Origin of the sequence: Rhodohalobacter sp. 8-1 (assembly GCF_038150125.1) — a bacterium.
In the GTDB taxonomy this organism is placed as follows: Bacteria; Bacteroidota; Rhodothermia; order Balneolales; family Balneolaceae; genus SW132.
In genome coordinates this window covers 69,701-83,318 of record NZ_JBBVMF010000022.1, presented here as the reverse complement: position 1 = coordinate 83,318, position 13,618 = coordinate 69,701, and the positions used below count along the sequence as shown (strand labels likewise).

Below are 13,618 nucleotides of genomic sequence, written 5' to 3'. Positions count from 1 at the left end.
TGCTTAAAGATAGCTCGAACGGAGATCTAACATTGGTTTGGTCGTCAGCAATGGCTGCTCTCTGCTGCGGTTTTTTCTGGGAGATGTGGAATTTCTACAGCGAAGCCAAATGGATCTACAATATACCGTGGGTTGAGAGGTTTTACCTGTTTGAAATGCCCCTGCTTGGCTATGCCGGATATCTTCCGTTCGGAGTGATCTGTGCGCTAATCAGCCAATCTCTGCTTGCCACACTTCACAGGGATAATACGATCACAGAGGAGCAAATCTGAAGGCTTGATAATTTTGTCAAATTTTAAGAAAATGAAGCTATTTATATTTTCCGGATGTTTCATAAATGGATTTTTAGGCACTGGATTATACTGCAGGACAAAATCATATTAAAAGTATAGTAGGTAGAGAATCTCCTAACGCTCTCGCTCAAAACCAAGGACCTGCCTGGTAAAATTATTTTGAAAAACTCCCTTCGAATCATATCGACGACAAATCTCACGGAAGGTCTCCAGTTCGGGATATAGAGCTTCAATATCATCTTGGTCCAAACAAAAATACTTTCCCCAGTGAGGGCGAGCATTATACAATCTGGCCAGTGCACAGGTGGTAACATCCGAAAATTTGCGGAAGGCCTCCCTTTCTCCCGGTTTCTGATAAGAGATAAGATTGAAACCATAACACGGCTTATCCATACCACTTGACATAGATATTAATGTATCATCTGGTAGCAGCTTAAGGAAAACAAAAGGGTGGTGGTGGGTATACGTTCCCCGACTTTTTTTGAGTTGTTCGAGCAACCCGACTGATTCAAGCTTGGAGGAAAATTCCTCCGGGATCTCCTTTTTTATCCCGGCAAATACATCTGTCACAATTCGTATCAGTTCAGCAGCTTCTGCTATATAGTTTTCGGGTATGAATATTTCGGTCTCTTCATGGCTGAACATCTCCCGGGTACGGGTTAGCAGTTGATGGCTGCGCTCCCTGACGGTTACCTTCTTTAGAATGGCTTTTGAGAACATATTTTTATAAAAGAAGCGTATTCTTTCCGGGTTGCCCCAAAAGGAAATAAGTCCCTTCACGATAAGACAAAAGAACAGATCGACATTCAGGAAATTATACACATTGTAAAGGGATGCTCCCCAGCTTCTTTTACCTGAATCAACGGATGCATTTTCCGCAACTTCCCGCCTTTGAAAGTTTACGAATGTCCAGGAATATGGTATGTACAGAAATTCCTGGAGTGGATAGTCTTCTTTTTCGGCAAGGACCTCTTGGAGATGTTGTCTTTCGACCACCGTTTCTTCCACCAAAAATTCTGATATGCAGCTAATACGAAGAGAAAGTACGATACCCATACAACCGAGGTTACAGCGGGCAGCCTCAAGCTCGGAGCCGCTCTCAATCTCATATATTTTAGCCGTTCCGGTATCTTGGTCATAAGCGGCGATTCGGACTTTTTCGACAAAGTGCGACAAGCTCGGTGATCCCGTACCATGGGTACCGGTCGCAATAGCACCGCCAATAGTTGGCGCTGAAATAATGGGTTGAGCCGGTAGTCTTAAACCTTGTTGTTGATATAGTTCTCTATTCAGATCTTTGATCTTACATCCTGCCCCTACCGTTACCCAAGTCTTATCATCTTGTTTTTCAATATTTATATCATCAAAATGACTGAGATTTATTACAATCTTATCACTTGAAGCCAAATCACTCCATGAATGCAGGGAACCCACTGCCCGAATCTGATCCTCCGAGTGTCTGTTTAAAATTTCAACGACCTCTTCTTCATTATGAGGGACAAAGTAATAATCAGGGGTAAATTGAATGTTTTGACCGAAATTCTGAATGGGATCAGAATACGATTTTGCTTCTAAATCTTTGACTGACTTCTTGGTTTCTGATGAGCCTGAATCTCATACCATAATCGGATTCGCTTTAAATTAAAATGGTTCCGCATCCCAAATAAAAATTGCAATATGAAATGAACTATCTTCAAAGAATTAAAAAAGACCTAATAATACAGTCAATATTAAAATAATTATAGAAAGTTTAAAACTCTACCGTCACGATCTGTCCTTCCGAGGGCTATATCTTCAGAAATGATGGATTATACAGTATAACGAGGTCATAAAGTGGACACACCTCGCCAATTCTATACCTCCCTTGGTTTTACAACTCATCTTTCGTTAGTTGCTAATTCAACCTCCATCCCTACGCCAGTTAGTTGCAGAGGCGTTAAACTGTCTAATTATAAACTATGCCCTTAGATTTATCAGAAATCAAATACTCTGATCTCAATTCGAAACGAAATGAGAATTATAATTACCAAAAGATTTCAGCAGTTTTAGCTGACTATGGTTTTGTAACACATAGATTGACTGATGATTGGCAATGGGCTGATTTTATTGCTCAACATGTTGATGGGATAATCTTTTTAAAAGTTCAGCTTAAAGGGCGTTTAACTTTTGATAAGAAATATTTGGAAAAAGATATTTATATCGCTTTCAGATCCTCAAGAGGAATTTGGTTTTTGTATGATCATGATGAACTTTTCAATATCATTTTTTCTGAGATGGAAAATATTCAAGAATCAAAATTCCGGAAAGATAATGGGCTTTATTCATTTCCAGGATTAGGTTCAAAATACAGACAATTTTTGTTGCCATACCAAATTTAACCGGCAGTATAATCGAGTTGATTGCCATGAGCCAAAAGCTCACGGTGTGCCTCTCACACCACACTGCGACAATCCCATCAGCCGTTCCTATTCATACATCGGGCTTAATTTGCTTCCAAATACTTAACAATAACTTCTAAATTTTAAGTAAAGTGGATCATTATATAATCATGACCACTTGAATCGGTTATTCCAAGAAGTGTAGTCTCATTTTCTCAATGGTCAGACCTGGTTTCATCGTCTCCTAAATCCGCACTGATTATCACATAGTCAGGGTTGATAGATAGGAATGACCTTATCTAATACTGGATGAAGAACTTCGCTTTTTTTGTGGATAAAAATAAGCATCCAAATAGAAATATTAGATTTCTCTTTTAAATTGACTTGGAAATCAGTGCTCCCTAAATTCCCACTCGCTGATTTAACGGCAACTTGCAGAGCGATTAAAAAATACTGCTAAAGCGCTATTATGCCTTTCTTACGGTAATAATGGTATGCTTGCCAAAGATTTAACTTCAAGTATTATCCATGACTCATTTACCATCTTCAAAAAACACCACCTCCGTACTTCGCTTCCAGCTTGTTCTCGATGCTGAAAATATTGTGATTGGTACAAATTCTAAAGGCAAGATCCGAGCAAACATCACCGGGCTCCAAAAAAATCAGATTTCTAACATCGTCGAATGCATCAAAGATGCCGGTCCCGAAGCTGTTGATCACCTAAAAATACTGATGAAGGAAGCATAATGGCGAAAATGCACGATAACTACTGTGAGGAATATTTAGAACGTTTTGAGAATAAATCAAACATTGACATAATAAGTGCTTTAAACCGTAAAGTCTGGAAACCCGGCTGGGGTCCGGCAAGTATCGGTTACCTTACAGCCCTTCAGTGACACGTGCTTAGACCAAAATTCCGGATCGATTAACCGTTTATTCAGATCGAATTCAAATGGCTGCTTAAAATTCCGCCCGATCCATGCTGCTGAGTTTCCTGAGCTTCATTTAAACCCACGTTAAAGAATATCATAGTGTTCTAGCTGAGGGGAAATCGGTCTAAAAACTGCCTCGTCACTTCAGCCTGATTTTTTGCCCTAACCAAGTTGTGTTCAGGGTAATCAATGGAATAATACACATTACCATTCAGGTGATCAGTTAGAAACCGTATCCCCATAATCAATGCCATATATGGGGCAGCATAAGGTAAATAGTTGAATTCTTCCGCGGTCAGCCAACCGGATGCATTCCCGGTATACCCTTCTAAAAACGCACCTTGGTAGTCCGCTCTCAACTCGATCTTTTCTAAATCCGATTCATCTTCTGCAGTTGTGGGAGTTAATGTTCTCAGACAGTCTCCCACATCAAAATGGATAATACCCGGCATAACGGTATCAAGATCAACGACACACCGGGCCTTTCCGTCTTCGTCAAAAAGAAGATTGTTAAATTTAGAATCATTATGGGTGACACGCACTGGAAGCTCCCCATTTTTCATCGCATATTCGAGCGGTAAAAGCAGCTGGCTGTAATGGTCTATCTGGTCTTTCAGGACTCGCACCCCGGAGAGGAGCGAAGATCTGTTTTCGGAAGCTTCTCTGAGTTGAAACAGTCGATATTCCATAGAATGGAAATCAGGTATGGTTACTGAAAGCAGACTCGGGTCGACGGCCGACAGTGATTTTACAAAACGGGCAAAAGCGATCCCTGCCTCCTTCACCATTTCCCTATTTGTCGGAGTATCGTAACCAAACAGATGATCTTTAAAGAGATAGATCCTCCATGCTTCATTATCTGTTTGTTTATATAGCTCACCTTCATTTGTTCTCAGAATCTGCAAGGTTTCAAAGGGTGAATTCTTATATGATTCAGACAGGGTATTCGTCACCAGGGCGATGTTATTCATAAGGCCGGCAACGCCATTAAATACATCAGTATTTATTTGCTGAAGAAAGTATTTATCATTCTTCGAATGTATTTTATAAGAGTTGTGGATGAGCCCGGTTTTGACCGGTTCAATGGTTACTGACCTTGTCGGAATAGGATAACTTGTCGGAATAGGATAATAAGAAAGTACTTCTTTTATGTTTTGGTCAGAGTTCATCAGGATAGGCTCCTAATTCATGAAGTTCGGCAAGCTCCCTGTTCACCCAATCTTTGTCCTCACTGTAAGTAACCCCAAACCACTGACTATTTGTTGGGATCACCGGTATATCCACCCCCTTATTTAATAGGCGGGTGAGTACATTGGCAAGGTAAAATTCTTCACTGCTTCCTGGGTTAAGATTGTGGTAAAATTGATCGAACCCTTTTCGAATAGCCTCAAACACAGGGGGAGTAAATCCCATTAAATTCATCGATATCAGATCATCGGGATGAAGTTCTCGTTCATTTTCGCCGGCAACTGAGACGATCTTCCCGGCTTTCTTTTGAATTGATGTTAGCTCTTCGATTTCAATAAGATTGCCGTCATCATCCACATTACATAAAGCTCTTGAAACCGAGCCGTTGGGACTCAGCGTGTTACCCAATTCATAACCGATAACAAACGCGCTGTTTTTGTCAGGAGACATTTTCTGAAGCTGATCGCATGATTTTTTTATTGCTTCCCGCCCATAGAAATCATCCGCATTGGCGATGGCGAAAGGGCCTTCAATTTCACTTTCTGCCATCCATACGGCGTGTGCCGTTCCCCAGGGCTTGGTTCTCCCCTTTAAAACCTCATACTGCTCCGGAAGGGAATTCAGCTCTTGATATACGACACGCAGATCAATTTTTCCCTTCCAATTATTGAACACCGACTCGTTAAATGTCGTCTCAATCTCTTTTCGAATCACAAAAATAATAGTTTCAAAACCAGATTCAATAGCATCATAAATAGTGTAATCTATAATAAGATGATCATATGGGCCGAAGGTTGAAAACTGCTTGGTGCCTCCGTATCTGCTCCCCATTCCCGCTGCAAGTATTACAAGTGATGGCATAATGAGTTATTTAAAAGTTTCAATATGGTTGAAAATTACCATTGGCCCAACGCAAAAACAGGCTTTCTGTGGATCCACTTTCCGTCAGTGAAATCCGGTATGTGCTGAGGCGTTCCTCCTTCTCTTATAGAAGCTTCAGATAACGGCGTAATTACCCGCATCACAGCCGCATCATATACATCAATAGCTGCAGGAGCATCTGCTTTCACGCTTTCAATAAAAGCCCGGTCCAGGAAATAATCCATACCGCCATGACCGCCATCTATAGCAATATCTCCATACTTTCTCCAAAGTTCATGATCGTATTTTTCGAACCAGACTTCCCACTCATCCCAGCTATGATCGTTCGAGATTCCTTCCGCGTGCACTCTTCGGGTGTGATAATCAAATTCGGCAATTCCTTTAACCCCCTGAACTCTGAACCCAAGTGAATAGGGTCGCGGGAGATTCGTATCGTGAGTTAAAATGATGGTTTCTCCATTAGCCGTTGAAATATGGGACGTAACAATATCTCCCAGCTTCCAATTAATATTTTCGTACGGATGATCTTCACCGCCGTCGGGATGATCGAGCACATACTGATTGAGTCCTTTGGCTTTGCTGGCAAAGGATGAAATAGTCGTCAGACGATTTCCCCTGTTCACATCCAGCATCGCATTCAACGGCCCTAGCCCGTGCGTGGGGTATAGTTCTCCATTTCGGCGAATGGAATGTTCGGTTCTCCACCGGGCTTCGCCGTAACTGTTACTTCCATAGACCAAGCCGCCTTCCCCGTCATTGAATTTGACCTGGCGAAGATCATGCTGATAGCCGCCTCTCAAATGTACCAGCTCGCCAAACACATTATCTCTTACCATATTTAAGACGGCCAGAACATCTCGCCGGTAATTCACATTCTCCAGAAAAAACAGATGGGTCCCCGTCTGCTGATGTGTTCTTACCAGTTCCCAGCATTCATTTACTGAAAACGCGCCTGAAACTTCCACACCTGTATAAACACCGCTGCGCATGGCGGCAAGACACATAGGGGTATGCCATTTCCAGTTCGTTGCTATGATAACACCGTCCAGGTCCTCTTTTTCAAGCATATCCAGGTACGCCTGTTCGCTGCCCGTATAAACTTCGGGGTCCTCTTTTCCTTTATCGGAAAATATCTCTTTGGTTTTGGCGATAGCATCCGGATCGATATCGCAAAAAGCCGGGCAGCGAACGCCTTCGTAACTCAGCAGATTATTCACATGATTTCGTCCTCTCAAACCCGTTCCAATAAAACCGATACGAACGGTATTTGACGTATTGGGGGAGCCGGCTCGAACAAAAGATGGAAGCGTTAAAGTGCCGGCTGCAAGTACGGATGCCGATTGAAGAAATTTGCGGCGTGTAAAATTACTCATCAGAATTTAGTTTTTATTAAATATTGTTGAATGATATAGGCCGAAATGATGAAAACCAGCGTTAAAATTCCGGCTGTAATAAAATTCCCGTACAGGAAACTTCCTATTCCTATCAGGGCGGAATAGGTCCCGAAACATCCTACGAACACCATCAGTATACTTTGAGGAACCCCCCACTTTCCGGTTTCTTTGATCTCATCTCCGCGCTCTTTGGATTCCCGGATAAGTTTTTCCCAGCCGGGTCCCCCGGGGTGCGTAAGTTCATAAAATTTACGCAGGGTTTCATAGGATTCCGGCCGGGTTGTGAACGCCGTAACGATCCAGACCACAGAAGTGATCAGAACGGCCAGTAATAATTTCACTGTAAACCCATCTAAATAAGTAGTGGCCAAAGCGTCATCACTTACCAGCAGCACAAGTACAAAAGCAGTTACGATTCCGCTGATCATGGCTGCAACCTCCGTAAACGCATTGATACGCCACCAAAACCAGCGAAGCAAGTAAATAGCACCCGTTCCGGCACCGGAGAGTAACAGGATATTAAACGCCTGCGTGGCGTCTTTCAGAAGGAACAGGGCAAAACTCCCGGAAATAATCATAAGCAAAACTGTTGAAATACGCCCCACCTGCACCAATTCTTTTTCTGAGGCATCCGGCTTTACAAAACGGCTGTAAAAATCGTGAACCACGTACGACGAACCCCAATTCAGATGCGTACTAATAGTTGACATGAAAGCCGCGATCAGTGATGCTGTCACCAAACCAAGCCAGCCGGGTGACAGGAGCGTTAACATAACCGGATAGGCGATATCATTTCCTAAATATTGATCTTCGATGTTTGGGAAATCATTCTTGATTGAGGCAAGGTCTGGATAAAGGACGAGTGAAGCGAGTGCAACGATGATCCATGGCCAGGGACGCAAGGCGTAATGAGTTACATTAAATAACAGTGTTGCACCCACGGCATGATTTTCATCCTTTGCTGCCAGCATGCGTTGCGCAATATACCCGCCGCCACCAGGCTCTGAACCGGGATACCATACCGACCACCACTGCACAGCGATCGGGATAATGAACAATGAGATAACCAGGGAGGGATTATTCATATTTGGAAACATATCGAGTTTACCCGCCAGGTTCGGGTGATCAAAAAGTGCGGTAAGCGAGCCGATCTCTGGCTGATCGATGGCGACATAAGCGGCATAGAAAGCTCCGACCATGGAAATACCGAACTGGAAAAAATCCGTCCATATAACCCCTTTTAAACCACCAAGTGCCGAATAGGCTACTATAATAGCCGAACTGCCTGCCACAATGATCCACGGAGCAAGGCCGAACATTACAGAGCCAATCTTGATAGCGGCAAGGGTTACGGTTCCCATGATCAGGCAATTGAATAACACACCGAGATAAATGGCACGGAACCCCCTTAGAAAGGAAGCTGCTTTTCCGCTGTATCTGATCTCGTAGAATTCCAGGTCGGTGAGTACACCCGACCGCCTCCAAAGACGAGCATAGATAAAAACAGTAACCATTCCCGTAATCAAAAAAGACCACCATACCCAGTTACGGGCCACACCCCCTTCACGCACCAGCCCGGTAACGAGGTTGGGCGTATCAGCTGAAAAAGTTGTAGCCACCATCGATACACCCAGCAGCCACCAGGGCATGCTCCTTCCTCCGAGAAAAAACTGTTCCTGGTCTTCACCCGCAGTCTTCGAAAACCATAACCCAATACCTAAAACCGCTGCAAAAAAGACGCCAAGGATGATCCAGTCGAAATAGTGAAGAAGCATAATTTTTTTTGAAATGACTTAAGCTGCGGTGAACATCCTAAAACATTGTTAAAGAATGAAATAATAAAAAGGTATTGCGGGCAAAATGCCAATGAATGTTTTGCAGGGAACTTTCAGAAATAATTAATGGGTCTTATACTGGTATAGGTAGACACAGTTTAAGGAATCAGCCGATGAAAAATAAACCCAACAAACCTCAACCAACTTACAGTGACAGTTTTAAGTTGGGGATTATAATGCGCGTTGCCAACGGGCAAATAAGCAAAGAACAAGCCCGGGTAAAGTATAATATTGGCGGGAATAGTTCGATTCTGGAATGGATGAGAAAATTTGGATATTGTAGTGATCCAGATACTCAAAAACCAATACCCAGGGCCTGTAACGACCAGTCCATCCTTTATTAGTTTCGAGGTTATGGCTTATAAACCGGTCACCCAGGTTAGATGATTCACCGATGTAGATTTTATCGTAGAGTGGTGAGTATAATACATAAACATGATGCATTTGAAGACCTCTCTGTATTTATTCACTCCTTTGTTAGTATAAATAAAAAAAGCTCTTCCCAAATTGAATTGAGTAGAGCTTTTTTTTTAATGTATCGTGGGGCGGGATTGAACCGCCGACCTCCGGGTTATGAATCCGACGCTCTAACCACCTGAGCTACCACGACATATCATTTCAATCTTTTCAGCAATATTTCAAATCGTGGGGCAAACTTGAACCTCCGTCCGCCAGCTGGCGGATATGAATCCGACGCTCTTGCCCAAGGCATCCCTTCGGGAAACCGCCTGAGCTACAACGACATAACACTTAAATCTTGTATAAAACTATTTCAAATCGTAGAGCGGAATTTGGCACATCCCTTTGGGAGAACCTCCGTGGAACCGCCTGAGCTACCACGACATTTCATAACAAACTCTCTTAGGTATATACGGCAAAAACCGTGTGCGGCTGTAATCCAAGAGAGCAACAAAGATAGGGTTTTTATGAAAAGGTTGAAACTCTCAAATCACTTTTTTCATGACTTTGTTTACTTACGGAAGACTTTGCAAAACCTGCCCCTACTATAGTACTGTGCTTCTGATCGCACTTTAAAAGCTGAAAACCAGATTGGAGATCCCGTATCATAGTACGGGATGACTATTTTCAGGTGTTTTGTAAAGCCCTCTAACACATGAACAAATTTTTTCAATCTCTTCTCTGCAAAGGATTCTTTATCTTAATCGGCTGAAAGACTTATTTATAATTTTCAATAACGAAACGCAGCACTCAACAGTATGGCTAAACGGATTACAAACAGAAACGACGATTATTCGCAATGGTATCTTGATGTGGTGAAAGAGGCAAAACTGGCCGACCACTCTCCTGTCCGGGGCTGTATGGTTATCCGGCCGCACGGGTTTGCGCTTTGGGAAAACATGAAAGCGGCATTAGACAAAATGTTTAAAGACACAGGCCATGAAAATGCCTACTTCCCGCTCTTTATCCCAAAATCCTTTCTGTCCAAAGAAGCTCAGCATGTGGAAGGGTTCGCAAAAGAGTGCGCCGTGGTGACCCACAGCCGGCTCAAAAGCGCAGAAAACGGCGTGGAGGTTGATCCTGAATCGAAACTTGAAGAAGAACTGATTGTCCGGCCAACATCAGAAACCATTATCTGGGATTCCTATAGAAACTGGATTCAATCCTACCGCGACCTGCCGATCCTCATCAACCAGTGGGCCAACGTAGTTAGATGGGAGATGCGAACCCGACTATTCCTGCGTACTATGGAGTTTCTATGGCAGGAAGGCCACACGGCACACGCTACCAAGGAAGAGGCGGTTGAAGAGACTGAACGCATGCTGAACGTCTACAAGACATTTGCTGAAGATTTTATGGCCATGCCGGTCATTACCGGGGTAAAAACGGAATCTGAACGGTTTGCAGGGGCTGTAGACACCTACTGCATTGAAGCGTTGATGCAGGACGGTAAAGCACTGCAGGCGGGAACATCTCATTTTCTGGGCCAAAACTTTGCCAAGGCGTTTGATGTAAAATTCCAGGGCAAAGATGGCGAGCACGATTACGTCTGGGCGACCAGCTGGGGTGTCTCTACGCGGCTGGTTGGTGGCCTCATCATGACTCATTCTGACGATAACGGACTCGTAATCCCCCCTAAACTTGCCCCTGACCAGGTTGTTGTGGTTCCTATCTTCAAAAGTGATGAACAGAAAGCCACCGTGCTTACCTATGCTCATTCGATTATCGATCAGCTGAAGAATTTAGGAATCCGGGTAAAACTGGATGACCGGGAGAACTACAATCCTGGTTACAAGTTCGCCGAACACGAAGCACAGGGCGTGCCGCTGCGTGTTGCCGTTGGTCCCCGAGATGTTGAAAACAGCAATGTAGAGCTTGCCCGGCGAGATACGCTTGAGAAAAACATCGTGCCGCGAGAAGGAATAGCTGAACAGATCGATCAGCTTTTGAAGGATATTCAGACTGATCTGTACGATGCTGCAAAGGAACGGACAGCAAATAACACCCGCAACGTTGACAGCTACGAGGAGTTCCAAAAAGAGATCGAAAAAGGCGGCTTCATCTATGCCCACTGGGACGGTACGCCCGAAACAGAAGAAAAAATAAAACAGGATACTAAAGCTACCATTCGCTGTATTCCGCTTGAGTCTTCAGGTGAAAATGGAAAATGCATGGTCACCGGAAACCCTTCAAAACGACGCGTTCTGTTTGCCAGAGCGTATTAAAAGTTCAACTTCAAGAATCTTCCATCCATGTCATTAAATAAGCCTGATAACCGATTTCTCAGACTGGCAACGAGAGACCAAAGCCGCCAGCTTGATGAGCATACGATATCTGATTTCGGGATCGACAGCATCACGCTGATGGAGATCGCAGGAGAAAAAGCTGCCGGTGTGATCCAAAGCCAAACTGAAGCCGGTTCATCGGGTATTTTTGTATGCGGAAAAGGAAACAACGCCGGGGATGCACTGGTTGTAGCCCGGTACCTAACCGATAGGTCGGGTCATTCAGTTACAATTCTGATGGCTGCGGGCGATGATGACTTATCTACGGACGCGCACAGAAATTACAAGCTTCTAAAAAAGTTGGCTGCTCACGGCTCTCCCCTAACGATTCTGACAGACATGGATTCGATACCCTGGAGAGACTTTGATTATGCTGTAGATGGAATGATCGGGACCGGGCTCACATCAGACCTGCGTGAGCCGATGGCCGGCCTGGCAGATAGCCTGAATAAGGCCAATATTCATACATTTGCGATGGATATTCCAACCGGGCTGAATTGTGACACCGGTGAAATCCTGGGGACCTGTGTAGAGGCAGATCACACCATCACCTTTGGTACAAACAAAATTGGTTTTTACTTAAGTGACGGCCCGTCAGTTACAGGCACCATCACACTGGCTGATCTCCCTTTCCCAGGCTACCTGAGGGAACATAAGGCGGTGCTACTAACCAAAGATGTTCGTGAGGAATTTGAAGCCTACTCTGCGATAGCGTCCCACAAATATGAAACGGGGACTGTTCATATTGTAGCGGGATCAGAAGGGATGACGGGAGCGGCAATGATGGCGGCTAAAAGTGCGTGGAATGCCGGGGCAGGTGCAGTGATTCTTTATGCGCCGAAAGCGCTGCTGCCGATTTATGAGCAGTCACTGCCTCAAATAATTAAAGTCGCCGTTGGGGATAAAAATGACGGCTGCTTCACACCAAAAAGCACAGACAAGGTCCTCAGCAGAATTAAAGACAAGCCGGGTGTTGTGCTCATTGGACCTGGACTTGGCCTTAAGGAGGGCACGCAAACAAGTGTTCTCAAGCTTCTCAAATCGATTGATCAGCCGGTTATACTTGATGCTGACGGACTCTCAGTGTGGGATCAGAGCAAAGATCTCGATAAATCCCGTTGGATAGTGACGCCCCATCCCGGTGAACTAAAAAAGCATTTTGACGTTAACCAATCCAATGATTTTGAACGGCTGAAGGCAGTTGAGAAGATTTCGCGTGATTCAGGCTGCAGGGTTCTATCGAAGGGGCATCCAACCATGCTGGCAACCCCGGATAGCGGGCTATTCATTACCGGCTACAACACGAAACTATTTTCAAGAGCCGGGTTCGGTGATGTTCTGGCGGGAACAATAGCAGGTAAACTGGCTGTAAGTCGTATGACTGATCAATCCATTACAGATGCACTGATCTCCAATTATTCAGATATTGAACATATTCACGAGCCGGAACCAAGCGATATTTATGATAGGTAAATTAATTTCATTCCTCGTTCAAAGAAAATACGTGGTCTACTTTCTGTTCATCGCCATCACTGCTATCACCCTGCTGCTTACCCTACTGCCACCCGATAATTTTCAGGGCCAGGCAATATTCAGCTACGACAAGATTGGACACTTCCTGATGTTTTTCGGATGGAGTTTCATGTTTGGGCTTTCCCTGATTCTCTACAGCAGACAGGAAGCGCCCCTGCTTTTTATATTTGTTGCCGGTACATTATTCGGCATTTCTATAGAATTCATGCAGGAAATGTTGACGCAAGGGCGCACGGCGAGCTGGACAGATGCCGCAGCTGATTCCGCCGGCACATTGACCGCGGTAATATTACTTTGGTGGATAAAAACGAAATACAGGCAGTATTTAAGGCCTATTTTATCTCAGAACAGTGCACGTTAAAGTACTTTTTTGGAGTGCTCCATATGTGAAACATACCCGAAGTTCATAAACAGTACGAAGTAGTGACCATGGGCTGAT

Annotated in this window: 11 protein-coding genes, 1 tRNA gene and 1 pseudogene; 6 read left to right on the top strand and 7 right to left on the bottom strand. The window is 44.1% G+C overall.

Translation table 11 applies throughout. The features are described 5' to 3' along the window. Positions 1–272: pseudogene (locus tag AABW11_RS17140) on the top strand (hypothetical protein); the annotation flags it as partial. A 135-nt stretch (positions 273–407) separates the two neighbouring features. On the opposite strand, the gene AABW11_RS17135 reads toward AABW11_RS17140, so the two are convergent. Then, the gene (locus AABW11_RS17135; RefSeq protein ID WP_340106367.1) at positions 408–1,820 is read right to left on the bottom strand and encodes an FAD-binding protein; all 1,413 of its coding nucleotides are present in this window, start codon (positions 1,818–1,820) and stop codon (positions 408–410) included. A 431-nt stretch (positions 1,821–2,251) separates the two neighbouring features. Here AABW11_RS17135 and AABW11_RS17130 point away from each other — a divergent pair, with 431 nt between their 5' ends. Together AABW11_RS17130 and AABW11_RS17125 are read left to right on the top strand one after the other, a co-directional pair. Then, positions 2,252–2,671 (top strand): hypothetical protein, encoded by a 420-nt coding sequence (locus AABW11_RS17130; RefSeq protein WP_340106364.1) that lies wholly within the window; start codon positions 2,252–2,254, stop codon positions 2,669–2,671. Between the two features lie 528 nt (positions 2,672–3,199). Then, positions 3,200–3,418, top strand: coding sequence for a hypothetical protein (locus AABW11_RS17125; protein ID WP_340106363.1), 219 nt, complete (start codon positions 3,200–3,202; stop codon positions 3,416–3,418). 289 nt (positions 3,419–3,707) lie between these two features. Here the strand turns inward: AABW11_RS17125 and AABW11_RS17120 are convergent, their stop codons facing one another. From AABW11_RS17120 to AABW11_RS17100, 6 genes are all read right to left on the bottom strand, one after another. Beyond that, positions 3,708–4,772: a phosphotransferase enzyme family protein gene (locus AABW11_RS17120; protein WP_340106362.1), complete on the bottom strand. Its 1,065-nt coding sequence runs from the start codon at positions 4,770–4,772 to the stop codon at positions 3,708–3,710. Further along, on the bottom strand, positions 4,762–5,652 hold the full coding sequence (locus AABW11_RS17115) for a nucleotidyltransferase family protein (RefSeq protein WP_340106361.1): 891 nt from the start codon (positions 5,650–5,652) through the stop codon (positions 4,762–4,764). The genes AABW11_RS17120 and AABW11_RS17115 overlap by 11 nt, the downstream gene beginning before the upstream one ends. A 35-nt stretch (positions 5,653–5,687) precedes the next feature. After that, entirely contained in the window at positions 5,688–7,046 is a 1,359-nt protein-coding gene (locus AABW11_RS17110) for a Gfo/Idh/MocA family protein (RefSeq protein ID WP_340106360.1), read from the bottom strand. Then, positions 7,046–8,842: a sodium:solute symporter family protein gene (locus AABW11_RS17105; protein ID WP_340106359.1), complete on the bottom strand. Its 1,797-nt coding sequence runs from the start codon at positions 8,840–8,842 to the stop codon at positions 7,046–7,048. Before AABW11_RS17105 ends, AABW11_RS17110 begins: the two co-directional genes overlap by 1 nt. A gap of 231 nt (positions 8,843–9,073) precedes the next feature. Next, positions 9,074–9,346 carry a GIY-YIG nuclease family protein gene (locus AABW11_RS20205; RefSeq protein ID WP_445263794.1) on the bottom strand — a complete coding sequence of 91 codons (273 nt, stop codon included), beginning with the start codon at positions 9,344–9,346 and terminating at the stop codon, positions 9,074–9,076. Between the two features lie 92 nt (positions 9,347–9,438). After that, a tRNA-Met gene (locus tag AABW11_RS17100) sits at positions 9,439–9,512 on the bottom strand. Between the two features lie 607 nt (positions 9,513–10,119). On the opposite strand from AABW11_RS17100, the gene proS reads away from it, so the two are divergent. Genes proS through AABW11_RS17085 form a run of 3 tightly spaced genes read left to right on the top strand, consistent with a single transcriptional unit; the run spans position 10,120 to position 13,540 of the window. After that, positions 10,120–11,586, top strand: a complete 1,467-nt coding sequence (gene proS / locus AABW11_RS17095) for a proline--tRNA ligase (RefSeq protein ID WP_340106358.1) — start codon at positions 10,120–10,122, stop codon at positions 11,584–11,586. Between the two features lie 27 nt (positions 11,587–11,613). After that, positions 11,614–13,119 carry an NAD(P)H-hydrate dehydratase gene (locus AABW11_RS17090; protein WP_340106357.1) on the top strand — a complete coding sequence of 502 codons (1,506 nt, stop codon included), beginning with the start codon at positions 11,614–11,616 and terminating at the stop codon, positions 13,117–13,119. Beyond that, positions 13,109–13,540 (top strand): VanZ family protein, encoded by a 432-nt coding sequence (locus tag AABW11_RS17085; protein WP_340106356.1) that lies wholly within the window; start codon positions 13,109–13,111, stop codon positions 13,538–13,540. Before AABW11_RS17090 ends, AABW11_RS17085 begins: the two co-directional genes overlap by 11 nt. The last annotated feature ends 78 nt before the right edge of the window (positions 13,541–13,618 follow it).